The organism is Methanolobus chelungpuianus, assembly GCF_024500045.1.
Classification (GTDB): Archaea; Halobacteriota; Methanosarcinia; order Methanosarcinales; family Methanosarcinaceae; genus Methanolobus; species Methanolobus chelungpuianus.
In genome coordinates this window covers 1-15,598 of sequence record NZ_JTEO01000010.1, presented here as the reverse complement: position 1 = coordinate 15,598, position 15,598 = coordinate 1, and the positions used below count along the sequence as shown (strand labels likewise).

Annotated in this window: 11 protein-coding genes; 8 read left to right on the top strand and 3 right to left on the bottom strand. The window is 50.3% G+C overall.

Annotated features, from left to right (window positions below; all coding sequences use genetic code 11):
* Window positions 1-16: 16 nt before the first annotated feature.
* Window positions 17-1,915, bottom strand: coding sequence for a Glu-tRNA(Gln) amidotransferase subunit GatE (gene gatE, locus PV02_RS12075; RefSeq protein WP_256623669.1), 1,899 nt, complete (start codon window positions 1,913-1,915; stop codon window positions 17-19).
* Between the two features lie 554 nt (window positions 1,916-2,469).
* Here gatE and PV02_RS12070 point away from each other — a divergent pair.
* From PV02_RS12070 to PV02_RS12040, 7 genes are all read left to right on the top strand, one after another.
* On the top strand, window positions 2,470-2,937 hold the full coding sequence (locus PV02_RS12070) for a 4Fe-4S dicluster domain-containing protein (protein WP_256623668.1): 468 nt from the start codon (window positions 2,470-2,472) through the stop codon (window positions 2,935-2,937).
* On the top strand, window positions 2,934-3,851 hold the full coding sequence (gene hdrB, locus PV02_RS12065) for a CoB--CoM heterodisulfide reductase subunit B (protein WP_256623667.1): 918 nt from the start codon (window positions 2,934-2,936) through the stop codon (window positions 3,849-3,851). The genes PV02_RS12070 and hdrB overlap by 4 nt, the downstream gene beginning before the upstream one ends.
* 140 nt (window positions 3,852-3,991) lie before the next feature.
* Window positions 3,992-5,995 carry a CoB--CoM heterodisulfide reductase iron-sulfur subunit A family protein gene (locus PV02_RS12060; protein ID WP_256623666.1) on the top strand — a complete coding sequence of 668 codons (2,004 nt, stop codon included), beginning with the start codon at window positions 3,992-3,994 and terminating at the stop codon, window positions 5,993-5,995.
* A 2-nt stretch (window positions 5,996-5,997) separates the two neighbouring features.
* Complete coding sequence (locus PV02_RS12055; RefSeq protein ID WP_256623665.1) at window positions 5,998-6,426, top strand: hydrogenase iron-sulfur subunit; 429 nt, start codon at window positions 5,998-6,000, stop codon at window positions 6,424-6,426.
* Window positions 6,426-7,577 carry a Coenzyme F420 hydrogenase/dehydrogenase, beta subunit C-terminal domain gene (locus PV02_RS12050; RefSeq protein WP_256623664.1) on the top strand — a complete coding sequence of 384 codons (1,152 nt, stop codon included), beginning with the start codon at window positions 6,426-6,428 and terminating at the stop codon, window positions 7,575-7,577. Before PV02_RS12055 ends, PV02_RS12050 begins: the two co-directional genes overlap by 1 nt.
* Window positions 7,574-9,040: a molybdopterin-binding domain-containing protein gene (locus PV02_RS12045; protein ID WP_256623663.1), complete on the top strand. Its 1,467-nt coding sequence runs from the start codon at window positions 7,574-7,576 to the stop codon at window positions 9,038-9,040. The genes PV02_RS12050 and PV02_RS12045 overlap by 4 nt, the downstream gene beginning before the upstream one ends.
* Window positions 9,040-9,228 carry a hypothetical protein gene (locus PV02_RS12040; RefSeq protein ID WP_256623662.1) on the top strand — a complete coding sequence of 63 codons (189 nt, stop codon included), beginning with the start codon at window positions 9,040-9,042 and terminating at the stop codon, window positions 9,226-9,228. Before PV02_RS12045 ends, PV02_RS12040 begins: the two co-directional genes overlap by 1 nt.
* Before the next feature lie 94 nt (window positions 9,229-9,322).
* Here PV02_RS12040 and PV02_RS12035 read toward each other — a convergent pair whose 3' ends face one another.
* Both PV02_RS12035 and hdrA2 read right to left on the bottom strand, forming a co-directional pair.
* A complete protein-coding gene (locus PV02_RS12035; RefSeq protein WP_342765646.1) occupies window positions 9,323-10,636 on the bottom strand; it encodes a 4Fe-4S binding protein in 1,314 nt (437 codons plus the stop codon).
* Window positions 10,633-12,987: a CoB-CoM heterodisulfide reductase HdrA2 gene (gene hdrA2, locus PV02_RS12030; RefSeq protein ID WP_256623661.1), complete on the bottom strand. Its 2,355-nt coding sequence runs from the start codon at window positions 12,985-12,987 to the stop codon at window positions 10,633-10,635. The genes PV02_RS12035 and hdrA2 overlap by 4 nt, the downstream gene beginning before the upstream one ends.
* A 103-nt stretch (window positions 12,988-13,090) precedes the next feature.
* Between hdrA2 and PV02_RS12025 the strand changes: the two genes are divergently transcribed.
* The gene (locus tag PV02_RS12025) at window positions 13,091-14,380 is read left to right on the top strand and encodes a tyrosine-type recombinase/integrase (RefSeq protein ID WP_256623660.1); all 1,290 of its coding nucleotides are present in this window, start codon (window positions 13,091-13,093) and stop codon (window positions 14,378-14,380) included.
* Window positions 14,381-15,598 lie beyond the last annotated feature (1,218 nt).

Sequence of the window (15,598 nt, the reverse complement as noted above, 5' to 3'; positions counted from 1 at the left end):
CATTAAAAATATAATATTATCTACTATGGATATTAATCTTTTGTTTTAAGGCTTCACTAAGCACCTTCCCGTCAACCTTGCCCCTGAATTCTGCCATGACGATCCCCATAAGGGGGCCGACTGCGGCAGGGCCTTTTTCCTTTACGAAGTCGATGCGATCCCTGATGACCTGGTCAATGAACTTTTCGACGAGGTCCATATCGATGCCGTCCATTCCCAGCTTTACTGCCGCATCCTTCGCACACATGCAGGGCTCCGCAGCTATTGTCCTCAGTATGCTGTCTATGGCCTCCTTTGTTATCCCGCCTTCGGCCACCAGTCCGAACACATCCATAAAATGGCAGTCTTCCAGCCTGTCAACATCCACGCCGTCACGCTTGAGCTCGGGCAGCATGCCTGTGAGCGTCCTGACCACAAGGGTGGCGCTGACAACAGGATTTTCTGCAAATCTCCTCATCATTTCCTCGAACAGTGGAAGGTATTGGGAGTACACGATCTTCTCGGAAAGTTCCCTGTGAAGGCCGTAATCTGACTCAAAACGTTTTGCGCGTTCTGTGAGAAGTTCCGGAGTCTCTATGGAGTTGAAATAATCCGCAGAGACCTCCACCTGAGGCACATCGGTCTCCGGATACATCCTGGCGGCTCCCGGAAGAGGCCTGAGGTAGGAACTGTTGCCGTCCGGCAGTGCACGGCGGGTTTCCTCGGGCACTCCCTCAAGGACTTCTTTTGCCCGGATGATGACACTTTCCATGGCCCCTCTTGCGCGCACTTCAAGGTCTGCCACCATCACCACGGCGTCACCCTCAGCCGCACCTACGGCCTCGCGCAGCATGGTGACCTCCTCGGGTGTGATACCGTAATTGGGAAGTTCGTCCGTATGGAAGATGCCTCCGACACCGGAGGTCTTGGCCCGGTCGGAGAACTCAGTGCCTATGCGCCTTCCTGGCTGCACCTCCCTGCCTGTGAATCCTGCAAAGCCTGGCAGCAGGACTGCAAGCACCTTTCCTTTCTTCAGGGCATTAACAATGACCTTTGACCTTGTCCCCTTGAAAACACCAGTGACATCAAATATGGTATCGCATGCCGAAGCACCCTTTGCCAGGAGTTCGTCCCTTATAGCAAGCAGGTTCACCTGCCGTTCGACTTCGCGCTCCACGATGGTCTCTATCATGTCCAGTGCCTGTACACCCTTAAGCTCAACGCGGGCACCCCTGGCTATGGATATATTGACATCCTGGCGAATGGTGCCAAGGCCGCGCTTGACCTTGCCTGTAGAGCGCAGTAACATCCCTATCTGCTGAGCTGTTTCCTTTGCATGGGCAGGAGATATGATGTCAGGCTCCGTCCCTATCTCGACAAGAGGTATCCCCAGGCGGTCCAGTGAATATATTATTGAGTCGCCCTTGTCCTCTATTTTCTGGCATGCCTCTTCTTCCAGACAGAGCACGCCAACGCCTACCGGCCCTGCAGAGGTGTCAATGTGCCCGTCCTTTGCAAGAAAAGCCGTCCGCTGGAAACCTGATGTATTGGAGCCGTCCACTACTATTTTACGCATGACGTGCACCTGGTCAACAGGTTTCATGTGCAGCAGTTTAGTGATTCCCAGCGCGATATCAAGAGCCTCCTGGTTAACCCCTGTTGGCGGCTCGTCATCGTTCTCCACGAGGCATGTGCTGTCATAGCCCTTATATATATACTTACGCCTGAGCTTGGACTGCTCAAGAGCCGCCCTGTCGGTCTCGCCCATCTCGCTTGCCGTGGGGCGCAGGTAACGGAAGAATTCATAAGTGGATTCAGTGATGTCCCTTATCCGGGTGGGGCATCTGCAAAAGAGCTTCTGTCTGGAGTCAAGCTGCTGATGGATCTCAAGACCACATTTCAGCCCCAGTCCGGCATAATCGAATTTGTCACTCATGAATATCTCACCAGGTAATTATCAGGGTACTTATAAGATAAACGCAGAACATGCACATCTTACATACATGTCGAACATACGTCGGTTCACTCATGAAACAGCCTCAGGATGTATAAAGGTATTGTCTATCCGCCAGGTCCGCAGCGAGGATCTGTAATGAATGGAGGCAAGGAACGGAATAAATGAATAGTTCTGACTCGAAAGGTTTATAATCTACAATCATTTACAATGGAATAAGCAGTCTAGCCAGGCCCTATATAAGGTTGTGGAAGGCACCTGCAGGAAACTGCTGCATTTAGGCTTCCATGCCTGATGACCTGGAAAAACAGGGGCTTATCAGTGGCTTATAATTCAGGCTGCTATGGTCAGTTCCCAATATCGGATGTCCGGAACTGTTTTTGCTCTGCGGGGCTTTGGTGACCATCACGAATATTTGGGAGGCTGAAATATTATAAGGATAATTCATGATAGATGCGAAGCATTTATAAGTGATAATCATGTACAATATCTTGTTGAAAACTAACTGTTAATCGTTAAGGATAGGAGTTTGCAAGATGTCGTCAAATATCGAACGCTGCTACCAGTGTGGGCAATGCACAGCCGCCTGCCCGATGGCTGAGCAGGAACAGGCCTACAAGATCAGAAGGTTCCTGCAGATGGAGAAGCTTGGCCTTAAAAGTGAAGAGCCAATGGCTATCCCGTTCATATTCTATTGCACGACCTGCTATAAGTGCCAGGACAACTGCCCTCAGGGTGTAAAGATAGTCGATGGCCTGCTTAGCATAAGGGAAGCTGCTGTGCGCAATGGTAACATACTGCCTGCTCACAGGAAGATCGGGCAGATGCTCATGGACAGCGGCCACGCAGTCCCGGGCAACGAGGATGCAAAGAAGAGGCGTCTGCAGCTGGGACTCACGGAGATGCCACCCACCGTTGCAAGCTCAGAGAAGCAGCTTAACGATATCAAGATACTGTTGAACCTGTCTGGTTTTGACCAGATAGTTGCCGAGGAGAAGGCATGACAGAGCTCTCGCTGTTCCTGGGTTGTGTCGCACCTAACAGGTATCCGGGAATAGAAGTTGCTGCCAAGAAAGTATTCTCAAGACTGGGTGTTGAACTTGCCGATCTTGAAGGAGCCTCCTGCTGCCCTGCACCAGGGGTCTTCAAGTCCCTCGATAAGGTCACCTGGCTGACCCTTGCGTCAAGGAACATCACCCTCTCCGAAAAGAAAAGTGATGATATTCTCACTATCTGTAACGGATGCTTCAGTACCCTTAAGGATGCAAACGACATCCTCAAGGAGGATGCCACCCTCAAGAAAGAGGTCAATTCCAAGCTCGCAGAGATAGGACACGAGTACAGAGGTACCCAGGATGTCAGGCATGTCATTGAGTATCTTTATCGGGAAGTAGGGACTGACAGGGTAAGGGAGGCGGTCACAAGGCCGCTGAACCTCAGGGTTGCCGTACACTATGGTTGCCATCTCATTCAGCCACTTAAGGATTCAAACCTGGAGATCGCTGATGAGCCCACTTTCTTTGACGAGCTTGTTGAGGCAACTGGAGCTACCAGTGTGGACTACGAGGATAAGATGAGCTGCTGCGGCGCCGGAGGCGGAGCCAGGACCGCGGTCCTTGACGCAACCCTGAAGATAGCTAACAAGAAGCTCGAACACATGAAAGAGGCAGGAGCAGATTGCATTGTCGACGCCTGTCCGTTCTGTCACCTGCAGTTCGACATGGGACAGTCGGAGATCAACCAGAAGTTCGGAACGAACTATGACCTGCCGGTCCTGCATTATACACAGCTTCTGGGACTTGCCATGGGCTTCTCGCCGGAAGAGCTGGGCATAGCCATGAACGCTGTTGATACCTCCAGGTTTATCGAAAAGGTAAAGACGGAAACCTTAGAGAACGAAGTCTGCACCAGTGTATGAATTCTCATTCACTGTGCTTTTTAAATTTATACACTTTAACCTATAGACCTATCTAAACTAAAATATAGCCTCTGCTGGTAAACACGCCCTCATACGTGATTGCAGGAGCTGTGCTATTGTACCAGCCTGGAAGATCAAATATGGCTCAAGAAGAATCAATCACTGAGACTGAAGAATTCATTGAAACTGAAGAAGCAAGTGACCCCAGGATAGGGGTTTTTGTATGCGAGTGTGGCGTGAACATAGGCGGCGTTGTGAACTGCAGGGCTGTGGCGGACTATGCTGCCACGCTGCCTGGAGTTGTGCATTCCACTGTTAACAAGTATACATGCAGTGATGCAGGACAGTCAGAGATCAAGCAGGCGATAATGGAATATGATCTTAACCGCGTCCTTGTGGCATCATGCACACCCAAGACACATGAATCCATATTCAGGGCATGTGTGGAGGAAGGAGGCCTGAACCCTTACCTTTTCGAATTTGTCAACATACGGGAGCACTGCAGCTGGATACACATGCAGGACAAGGAGAGTGCTACAATGAAAGCCAGTGAGCTTGTGCGCATGGGTATTTCCAGGGCAAGGCTCCTTGAACCTCTCCAGTCCACAGAGGTTCCCGTCACAAACAGGGCGCTTGTCATCGGAGCCGGCGTTGCGGGCATGCAGGCGGCCCTGGATATAGCCGACATGGGATACAAGGTCTACCTGGTGGAAAAGAACCCCTCCATAGGAGGCAAGATGGCACAGCTTGACAAGACTTTCCCGACCAATGACTGCAGCATCTGTATCCTTGGTCCCAAGATGGTGGAAGTGTCAAGGAACAGGAATATCGAACTAATGACATATTCCGAAGTGGAGGAAGTGAATGGTTACGTAGGCAACTTTAAGGCAAAGGTCAGGCATAAGCCCCGCTTCGTGGATATCACCACCTGTACAGGATGCGGATTATGTGTCCAGAAATGCCCTATAGAGGTTCCGGACTTTGAGTTCAATGAGGGCATTGGTACAAGGAAGGCCATCTACGTTCCGTTCCCACAGGCAGTGCCGCTCAGGGCAGTCGTGGACAGGTCTGTGTGCATAGACTGCGGAGCCTGCAGTAAAGCCTGTGAGAGCCATTCCATTAATATGGAGCAGGAAGAGACGTTCTCCGACCTTGAAGTAGGGGTGATTGTTGTCACCACCGGGTACGATGTATATAATCCGGAACCGACACATGACTTTGGCTACGGCCTCTACGACAATGTCATTACCGGAATGGAGCTTGAGCGCCTGCTCAACGCCAGCGGCCCCACCATGGGCAAGCTTGTCAGGCCCAGCGATGTCAGGCCTCCGAAGAGGATAGGTTTTATCCAGTGCGTGGGCAGCAGGGACAAGAAACGCAACAGGTACTGCTCAGGCTTCTGCTGCATGTATGCGCTTAAAGATGCACAGCTCATCAGGGAAAAGTATCCCGACTCCGAAGTATATATCATGTACATGGACATCAGGGCGCCCTTCAGGAACTATGAGGAGTTCTATGACAGGGCAAGGGACATGGGCATCAAGTTCATCCGCGGAAAGCCGGGCCGGGTGACCGAAGACAAGGATAGCAACATCACGGTCCGCGTGGAAGACACCCTGACAAACAATATCTATAACCTTGAGCTTGACCTGCTGGTGCTCAGCGTGGGCGCAGTTGCCAGTGAGAGCTCGGAGCGCGTCAGGCAGCTGCTCAAGGTCAGCAGGGCGGCGGATGGCTTCATGATGGAAGCACATCCCAAGCTCAAGCCGGTGGACACTACCCTTGACGGCATCTTCATCGGTGGCGTGACCCAGGGGCCAAAGGACATACCGTACTCGGTATCCCAGGGAAGCGCCTGCGCTGCGAGGGCTACGCGCTACCTGGCCCAGGGCAAGGCTAGCACTGAAGGCATTACCGTTGACGTAGATCGCGATACCTGCGTGGGATGCGGTATCTGCGTGCCCATGTGTCCTTTCCAGGCATTATCCATGACAGACGGAAAACTGGAGATAATCAAGGCACTCTGCAAGGGCTGCGGTACCTGCGCCGTAGCATGTCCCACAGGAGCCCTGCAGCAGGATCATTTCAAGAATAACCAGATTCTTGCCCAGGTAAGGAGCGCTTTCATATTCGAGGGAGAATAAAAATGACAGACAATGAATGGGAACCAAAGATAGTGGCCTTCTGCTGCAACTGGTGCAGCTACGGCGGTGCAGATACGGCAGGCATGGGCAGGTTCCAGCAACCCTCGTCCCTGAGGATCATCAGGGTCATGTGTTCGGGACGTATCGACCCGATGCATGTGCTCAATGCATTCCTTGAAGGTGCAGATGCAGTGCTTGTGACAGGATGCCATATCGGTGACTGTCACTATGTTAACGGCAACTACAAAGCCGAGGTGAGGTACCGTTTCCTTGAGGAAATGGTCAGGGAGCTCGGACTGGAACCGGAGCGACTCCAGCTCAACTGGATAAGCGCCAGTGAGGGAGAGAAGTTCGCGAATTTCGTGAGGGATGTCACCGCACAGGTAAAGCAGCTGGGACCAAGTCCCCTGAAACCTGAGGGGGTGAACTGATGGTCAGGGTAGGGGACAAACTGATTGGATACGCGACCGATCCGGATGTTCGGAGCAGGGGAGCATCCGGTGGGTTAGTCACCGCAGTCCTGGCCGCAGCCCTTGAGAAAGGACTTGTGGAAGGCGTGGTCGTGCTCAAGCGCATAGATGAGTACGAAGCCATACCAGTGATCACAGACGATGTGCAGGAAGTGCTGGCATCCGGAGGCAGCATGCATGCAGTGCCCGTGAACCTGGCAAAATATGCCGCGGGCAGGAAGATAGCCATGCCGGGCAAACCATGCGATGTCAGGGGTGTCATCGAGCAGGCCAAGCGTAATGGGGTCGATCTTGAGAGCACATACATCGTGGGACTCAACTGCGGAGGGACGATGCATCCCGTGGTCACCAGGGAGATGCTCGTCAGGATGTATGAGACAGACCCGGAGGATGTAGCCGGTGAGGAGATCGAGAAGGGCAAGCTCATCTTCAGGACAAAGGACGGGGAAGAGAAAGCCATATCCATAGACGAGCTCGAGGACGCAGGCTATGGAAGGCGTGAGAACTGCCGCTACTGCACCGTGAAGATACCCACAAGTGCCGACCTTGCATGCGGTAACTGGGGAGTCATCGGTGAGGTGGCAGGAAGTGCCACCTTCTGCGAGGTCATGAACGAGAAGGGTAAACGCCTGCTTGATAATGCCATTGATGTCGGATTTGTGGAAGTCCGGCCTGCTGACGGGAAAGCTATAGCTATCAGGGAAAAGGTCAACAGCGCCATGCTCAAGCTGGGAGACGAATGGAAAGAAAGGGTCTTTACCGGGATACCCGACCAGGAGCGTCTCACATATTACATGGAGCAGTTCGCTGACTGTATCCACTGCGGGGCCTGCAAGGAGGTCTGCCCTGTATGCACATGCGGCGAAGATTCCAAATGCACCATGTTCCACAGTCTTGCAGACAACTACCGGATGAGCATGTACCATATGGTCCGCCTGCTCCATCTTTCCGACAGCTGTATCGGCTGTGGACAATGTTCAGATGTATGCCCGGTGGATATCCCGGTAACCAGCATCTTCAGGCGCTTTGCGGATCCTGCCCAGAAGAAGCGCAACTATGAGCCGGGCATGGATCTCACCAGGCCGCCTTTCCTGGAGGTGATGCTGAAATGAAAGAGAGCATATACACTACAGTATGCCCAGGATGCAGCATCGGCTGCGGCCTTTACATCAGGGAGAGTGACAAGGGTGCTGTCAGTGTCGACTTTTTGAAAAGCAGTCCGGTTAACCTGGGAAAACTCTGCAGGTTCGGGATGAGACTGCCTCACTACTATTCCAGGCTTGTCTCAGGCAAAGCTGAGGGCCAGGATTGCGGCACTGAGGATGCAGTCAGGGCAGCCGCTTCAAGGCTCAAGGGTGCCGGAAAGATAGCCATGCTCTCAGTAGGTAACACTACCTGCGAGGAGCACATAGCATTCATGAAGCTCGCAGAGACCCTGGGTACTGTAGTGCACACCGGCATCCCGGTCTACGCCCAACTGCCGCCCGAGTGCCATCCTCATCTTGAGGGCATGCCGTTCATCGACATAGAGAACGCAGAAAAGATCGTCCTCTTCATAGACCCCTATGTGCAGTATCCGCTGCTGGTCAGGAGGTTGCTGGCTGCAAAGCGCAACGGCGCATATATCATATCCGCAGGTAGAACTGAACTGCATCTTGCTCATGAGAACAGGAAACTGAGCCCTGAGCAGTGTGCAGAACTGGACCTTGACAGCGGTTCCCTCATAATAACGGATGTGCACCCCCATACCGATCCCTGCCACATACAGCAACTGCTCAACATTGCACTTGATACCGGAGCAAGGTTGCAGGTCATGAAGCCTTTCGTGAACAGCGAAGGCGCGGACAGGCTTGCAAAGAGCAGGGCCGGGATGATGGGTATCTCACAGATAATGAGCGGGATCGAGAGAGGAGATATCAGGACACTTGTACTGCTTGACAGTGATCCCGTCGAACTGATGCCCGATACCAGCAGGGCAGTCGAAGTGCTCAAGAAGCTTGAGGATCTGATCGTGATAAGCTCTCGGGACAGCCCTGTTAATGCGATAGCCGATGTGGTCATAGCCACCGAGCCCCTTTACCGAAAGAAAGGTACATTCATCAATGCAGAAGGGAAGCTCCAAGAGAACAGCGGGCAGGGCATTGACGGCATAGATGCAATATCCATGCTGAGCAGAGAGCTGGGGGCGGACGGCTTCGATCACAGGCAAGTGCATGGCTACCTGCATGAGCGAATGATAGAGACCCTGGCCAGTGAGAACCGGAAGCCGGAATACTGCAGGATGGAGTGCGGAACTGTCCCTGCACAGCAGAATGGTGCCTGCACGCTGGAATATATGTATAACCCCTTCATGTGGTTCAGCCAGCCTGATGACAACGGCTTTGTGCTTCTTGACAGGGGCATGGTCAAAAGCCTCAGACTGAAAAAAGGCGGCACTGTAAGGCTGGATTCGGAGAAAGGCAGCATGGATATGCGATACAAGGTGGAAAAGGTGCCTGAAGGCACTATACTCACTGGCAGGAAACTGCCCATCGCAACGGCGACTGTCACTAAGATCAAAGCGGAGGGATGCTGATGGCCGAGCTTGAAAAGGAACAGCAGAAAGCCTTTGTGGATGAGATGATGGAGGCCAACGGGCTCAAAGGAGCATCCAAGAAAAGGCTCATAGTGTTCCTGGCCGAACGCTACAACTGGGACAAACAGAAGGTGCAGCACAGGCTCAGAAGAGCCACGCTTGCCCAGAGGTATGCTGAAAGCCACTGATATTAAAGTAAGCCGTGCGGGACCCTGATATCCACCGGGGACCGCTTAGGCTTTATTTTTGTATTTCTTTTGTAATTTGCAGCCTGATCGCGCTTTATTGTTTCTCTGCACCTGATTCCTTTACTTTCGCCTCTACATCTTTCCTGAACTTAGGACTGCTGAGCAGCGAGCTTGCCTTTTCCAGGCGCTTCTTTGCAGCTTCCAGATGGGAAGGGTCGATATCAGGCAGTTCCACTTCAATATGCTCCCGTGGAAGCTCTTTTTCTACGGATAGTGTTCTTGAGATGTCAGGATAGTTGCGCTTTCCGGTCTTTATGAAGTCCACTGCGTCCCGCCACTGGCCCGCCCATGGCGAATCGGGGATGCCTGTATGGGAAACCCCGGTACGTGAGACCTTCATTACATCCTTGGGACAGGCATTTACACATGCGCCGCAGTAAATGCAGTAATCCTCCTTTATCGCGATGTTGTTCTTGCCATCCCCAGGCACGTACCACAGATGCGAGGGGCAGACATTGAAGCATCCGTGGCAGCCCTGAGGGTCACATTTGCCGATGTTGGCGTCAATGAGAGTAAGCTCGCCCTCAAAAGGTTTTTTGATATCGACTGCCTCGTAGGGACATACTGCCTGGCACCATGTGCATCTGGTGCATTTGTCATCATCCACCACAAGCCTTCCTTCGATTTTCGGAGCCTCACCGCGTTTTTCCCCTATTACGCGGATGGCATCCTCGGGACAGAGGTCCTGGCAGAGCACGCAGTAATCGCACTTGTCCTCATCCACAAGCAGGAGCTCGAATGGGTTCGGGTCTGTGGGCGTTGGTTCCTTTTCCACAAGGAGGAAGGCGTCGCAGAACTCTGCGCAAAGGCCGCAGAAGTTACATTTGTCCGTATCGATCTCTATCTCGCCTTCGGCATCCCCTCCTGACCTATCCCTGAACGGAGCTATCTCTTCCTTTTTCCTGAAGGTGAATTCCACATCGATCGCATCTTCCGGGCAGGCTGCCCTGCAGATAGCACAGGGAAGACACTTCTCATTCATGCGGACATGCGTGTCCAGTTCCGGGAAATTCTCCTGCTCAGGAAGATCCCCTTCCTGGCTCATCCTGAAAGCATCCACCGGGCAGAAGCTTGCGCACATGGAACAAAAGGTGCACTTATCAAGGTCCATCATCACCGGTGGCGCATCGAGGCCGGTGGCTATCTCCTTTATTGGCCCGAGCTCCAAGGCTTTCGTGGGACAGAGCCCCACACAGATACCGCATCCCATACAGCGCTTGTAATCGTAATCAAGGAGCTTAACCGATCTGTCAGTGATCAGACGGTAAATGAAACGGGAGCCATCCACATCCATTTCCCTGCTTACAGAGAGAGACTCTTCCTCCTTTGAGCCTTCCGGTCCCGTCACTGCGGCCCCTCCTGCAGTTCCGAACCTATCGGACCAATCTTTTCCAGCTCTTCCACGAAGGTCCGGATGGAGTTTGCAAACCTTTCACCTTCTGCTGCGGATATCCACTCGACCCGAAGGCGCTGCGGAGCTATACCGATATCATCCAGCACTTTCTGCAGGGATTCCATCCTGTGCTTAGCATGATAGTTCGCAAATACGTAGTGGCACTCTCCCAGCCGGCAACCGGCAACCAGCACGCCGTCGGCCCCGCGCTCGAAAGACTCAAGCACGAATGCGGGGTCCACGCGTCCGGCGCAGGAGACCCTGATGGGCCTGATATTGGTGGGGTACTGTATCCTTGACGTACCTGCAAGGTCTGCGCATGTGTAGCTGCACCAGTTGCACAGGAACGCTATTATAAGCGGGAACTCCGACCTTACCTCGGTGGCTGCCTGGATCTGCGCCATAATCTGCTCATCGGTGCTGTTGCGCATGGTTATTGCATCCGAGGGGCATGAGGCGCTGCATGCACCACAGCCCATGCAGGACAGCTCTTCCACAACCGCCTTGCGGTCAACCATGCTTATCTTATTGAACTTGCACACATCCTCACAGATGCCACATCCTATACATGCATCGGCTTCCACGTGGGCGCTGAGAGGATCGGACTCCAGCTCACCCTTTGAAAGTAGCTGCATTGCCTTGGAGGCTGCAGCACTGCCCTGAGCTATGGAGACCTGTATCTCCTTGGGTCCCGAGGCGCAGCCTGCTATGTAAATACCCTTTACATGGGAATCCACCGGCTTCATCTTGGGATGGGCTATTGAGAAGAACCGGTCCGGACGACGGGAAAGGTTGAACACGCGTGATATCCGGTCTGCATCAGGGACATTCTCCAGGCCGGTCGCCAGTACAACAAGGTCATAGGGCTCCTCATGGACCTCGCCTGCCAGGGTGTCCTCATAGCGCAGGTAGAGCCTGCCGGCGGCATCAGGCATCACTTCCGCCACCCTGCCCCGGATGAAATCTATACCCATGGACTGGGTCCTTGCGTAATATTCCTCGTACATCTCCCCGGATGCACGGACATCAATATAGTGGATACTGATCTCAATATCGGGATAGCGTTCCTTAAGCAGCTGTGCATTCTTCATGCTGGCCATGCAGCAGACCCTGGAACAGTATGGGTTGCCGACCTTCTCGTCCCTTGAACCCACGCACTGGATGAAGGCCACCTTTCCGGGTATCTGGCCTGTGGAAGGGACCACCACTTTCCCTCTTGTGGGACCGGCTGCATTGAGCAGTCGCTCGAGCTCCATATTTGTTATCACGTCCGGATACAAACCATATCCGTACTCAGTCTTGCGTGCCGCATCGAAGAGACTGTATCCTGTTGCAAGGATGATGGCCCCGACAGTGAATTCAAGACTTTCCTCCTGCTGAGTATAATCAATGGCATCTGCAGGGCATGCCTGTTTACAGAGACCGCATCCCACACAGTACTTACTATCGATATAGACCACCTGCGGGACCGCTTGGGGTATGGGCATGTTGATGGCCTTTGTCTTCCCGAGACCGGAGTCGAAGGGATTGGCCATCTCCACAGGGCACACGCGTCCGCACTCTTCCACACAGCCCTTGCATTTGTCCTCATCCACATACCTTGGCCTGCGCTTCACGGTAACGTGGAAATTGCCCACGGACCCCGTGACCTCGCTAACCTCTGCCATAGTGATGAGATCGATGTTCGGATGGTTCTGCACATCGGTCATCTTGGGCGCCAGCACGCATATAGAGCAGTCGTTGGTTGGGAAGACCTCGTTGAGCAGGGCCATCTTACCGCCGATGGTGGGCTCCTTTTCGACCATGACCACATGGTAGCCGGAATCCGCCAGGGTCAGCGCGGCCTCGATGCCTGCAACACCTCCCCCGATGACAAGCACATCTTTGGTGACCGGTACTTTCTGGACCTGGAGGGGATCAAGCAACCGCAGCCTGGCGACTCCCATCCTTATAAGGTCGAAGGCCTTTTGCGTGGCCATCTGAGGCTCTTCCTGATGCACCCATGAACACTGCTCCCTGATGTTGGCCATTTCAAGCATGAACGGATTGAGCCCGGCCTTTGTGAGCACTCTCTTGAAGGTAGGCTCGTGCAGGTGTGGAGAGCATGCAGCCACCAGTATGCGGTCAAGCTTGTTCTCCTTGATGTCCTCGATAATAGCATCCTGCCCTGAATCGGAGCACATGAACTGGATATCCCTGACAACTGCAACATCCTCTAAGCTGCCTGCCTTCTCCTGAAGGGATCTGACGTTGATTACATGAGCTATGTTCAGCCCGCAGTGACAGATGTAGACACCGATCCGCATTTTAGTGGCTTCCTTTTGCAGAGAAGATTATAATTAAGTCATCCTATCTGCAAAACTTATTATCAAGATAGATAAATATATAAATAACTCTATTGGTGATTGTATGATAGATTATGAGCAACTAATTGATAAATGGATTGCTGATGATGTAAAATATAAAAAAGGGGACTGGCGAATTGGAAAGAAATTGTTGCCTGAACAAAGAGAAACATTAGGAAGATATTCTAGAAACTGCAGGCGAAATAGAAAACACTCATTTAAGACTATTTATAATACAATTAATGTGCTACACAGACTGTCTTTATCAATCCAAAAACCATATGAAGAGATGACTGCTCATGAATTGGAAGATTATCTATTAAGCAGGAAAATATCTGATTCTGCCCTTAATACTGAAAAAATGATTGTACAAACCTTTTTCAAGTATATCTATAGCACAGATTATAAGCCAGAGCCGGTCAAGTGGATCAAATGCAAGACGGAACCAAGAAAATACACATCTGATGATGTGCTGACAATCGAAGAGATCGATTTGATGATCTCTAAATGTAAAAGTACACGTGATAAAACACTTGTTGCAATGTTCTATGATACTGGTGGAAGAATCGGAGAGCTGATAGAGAATAGCAATTATGGTGATCTAAAACAAGATAACAGGGGTATGTATATCCGTGTTAGAGGCAAGACAGGTGAGAGACCAATAAGGCTAAAGGATTCTGTTGTCTATCTGAATGATTACCTTGATGACCATCCTTCTAAAAAGCCATCTGATCCTTTGTTTGTTTCAAATGATGTTAAGAGATTAAGCACTCGACAAGCATACCGTATTGTAAAGAATGCCGCAAGAGACGCAAAAATTGAAAAAAATGTTTTCCCACATCTCTTCAGGCACACCAAGATCACGCATATGGCTCCACTAGTATCTGATCAGATACTGAAAAAACAGTTTGGATGGAAACCAAGCAGCAGGATGACAGAGAATTATGTACATGTATCCGAAGATATGCAGGACCGAGCCATCTGTGAAGCATATGGCATTAAGATTACTGAAGAAGAAGACGTGAAAAATGAGTTGAGAACTATTAAGTGTAACAACTGCCAGACAGTAAATCCATATAGCTATGCAAAATGTTCCAATTGCAAGCTTTTCTTGCATCAAGACGATAACCAGTTAGTTGAAACACCTGAAGAGATCACCCGTAAATCAGTCATACAAGTGCTGGATGAATTTGGAATCAGTGCAACAGAACTAAAAATAATGGCATACCAAAAAGCCAAACAGAAGAAATTGAAGGCGCAACAGGAAGATGAGGAGGAGTATTTCAAATATGGCGGTGGGAATATGGATGATTACAAATGGATGGAGAAAATGAATGAAGAGGGAAACTTCTAAATTATCTTCATATTTACAATCAACTAGGTATAAAGTGATAAAACAGTTAACGTTAATCCAAGTAATCTTATAGCTATATATTCAATTCTGATTAAGCTTAAGAGTATCGAACTTATGCCAAAACTATAGATAACGTTTTCATGATGGTATTATAGTGATAGGAATGAAATTCAGAGAACTCTCTCACGAACAATGGAGGTTGATTAAACCATATTTATCATTGCAACTTGTTTTCTGGAGAGAATATTACACTTCCGAATAGGTGAGAAACGGATTTCTGCAAATAACTTTAACACTATTATGATGACACCTTTTCTTGACACATTGTCTAATGACACTACTTTTTTGCTTAAGTCACTGTGATTCATAGCAGGTTTTTGCTATTGCTTATTGTCAGGCGTTTGTGCCTTCGGCACGGTCACGGTGACGAATGAACATAAAGCATGGAGGTGATGGTGCACTGAGATGATAATTGATGTTAGATCAATGACTGTTTAGCAAAAAAAGTGAGAGAAGATAATCAGAATGCACTGGATACTGTGAGCATTCTATCAGGTTACACGAAGGCTGACAATATCAGATATCAGTTGTGTTATATCTGTCTTGGTAACAGGCTGCAGATGGATTAGAAGTAGATATGAAAGACTCAATGTTAACAATGTTTAAAGGATTCTTGACATTGCATGTTCCATTGTTTTAGAAAATAAGTTAACAATGTGCTAGAGTTTTTGTTAATTCCACATAATTCTCCTGTAAGTCTATCTTCAGTGTAACCAGATATTCCATGCCTACATGTACAAAAGCCCACAAACGAATTATATGGATTTACTAAGGCCATCATTAAGTGTCCTCGGCGGAATAAAATTCCCGTTTTCAGCAGTTTGAAAATCCCTATATCCTGATTCTTGAGAAAAACTCAAGGATTAAGGATCATGTTGAGAATGGAGGTGCGACAAGAAGCTGAATTATGGATTGCTATTTGTTATCTTATTTGCTCAGGTTATCCCTTCTGCAGCATGCATTTTTTGGTTACAGATCTGTGTGGAGCCTGTAAGGATTATCTGAATCTTTTCCACACAAAGTTCGATTCCCGTTGGGATGGGTTAAAAGTTTTCCTGCTCAATCTATCTCAATTAGAATTGCCCGGATAGAATCCCTTAAACCAATCAGACGATTGCCAACAACATCCCACACAATCTCATAATCGATTCCGAAATA

What these genes read in the sequence shown, in the direction of transcription:
- hdrA2 (WP_256623661.1), bottom strand. Translation starts at nt 12,987, where the DNA reads ATGCGGATCGGTGTCTACATCTGTCACTGCGGGCTGAACATAGCTCAT.
- gatE (WP_256623669.1), bottom strand. Translation starts at nt 1,915, where the DNA reads ATGAGTGACAAATTCGATTATGCCGGACTGGGGCTGAAATGTGGTCTT.
- PV02_RS12050 (WP_256623664.1), top strand. Translation starts at nt 6,426, where the DNA reads ATGGTCAGGGTAGGGGACAAACTGATTGGATACGCGACCGATCCGGAT.
- PV02_RS12045 (WP_256623663.1), top strand. Translation starts at nt 7,574, where the DNA reads ATGAAAGAGAGCATATACACTACAGTATGCCCAGGATGCAGCATCGGC.
- hdrB (WP_256623667.1), top strand. Translation starts at nt 2,934, where the DNA reads ATGACAGAGCTCTCGCTGTTCCTGGGTTGTGTCGCACCTAACAGGTAT.
- PV02_RS12070 (WP_256623668.1), top strand. Translation starts at nt 2,470, where the DNA reads ATGTCGTCAAATATCGAACGCTGCTACCAGTGTGGGCAATGCACAGCC.
- PV02_RS12025 (WP_256623660.1), top strand. Translation starts at nt 13,091, where the DNA reads ATGATAGATTATGAGCAACTAATTGATAAATGGATTGCTGATGATGTA.
- PV02_RS12040 (WP_256623662.1), top strand. Translation starts at nt 9,040, where the DNA reads ATGGCCGAGCTTGAAAAGGAACAGCAGAAAGCCTTTGTGGATGAGATG.
- PV02_RS12060 (WP_256623666.1), top strand. Translation starts at nt 3,992, where the DNA reads ATGGCTCAAGAAGAATCAATCACTGAGACTGAAGAATTCATTGAAACT.
- PV02_RS12055 (WP_256623665.1), top strand. Translation starts at nt 5,998, where the DNA reads ATGACAGACAATGAATGGGAACCAAAGATAGTGGCCTTCTGCTGCAAC.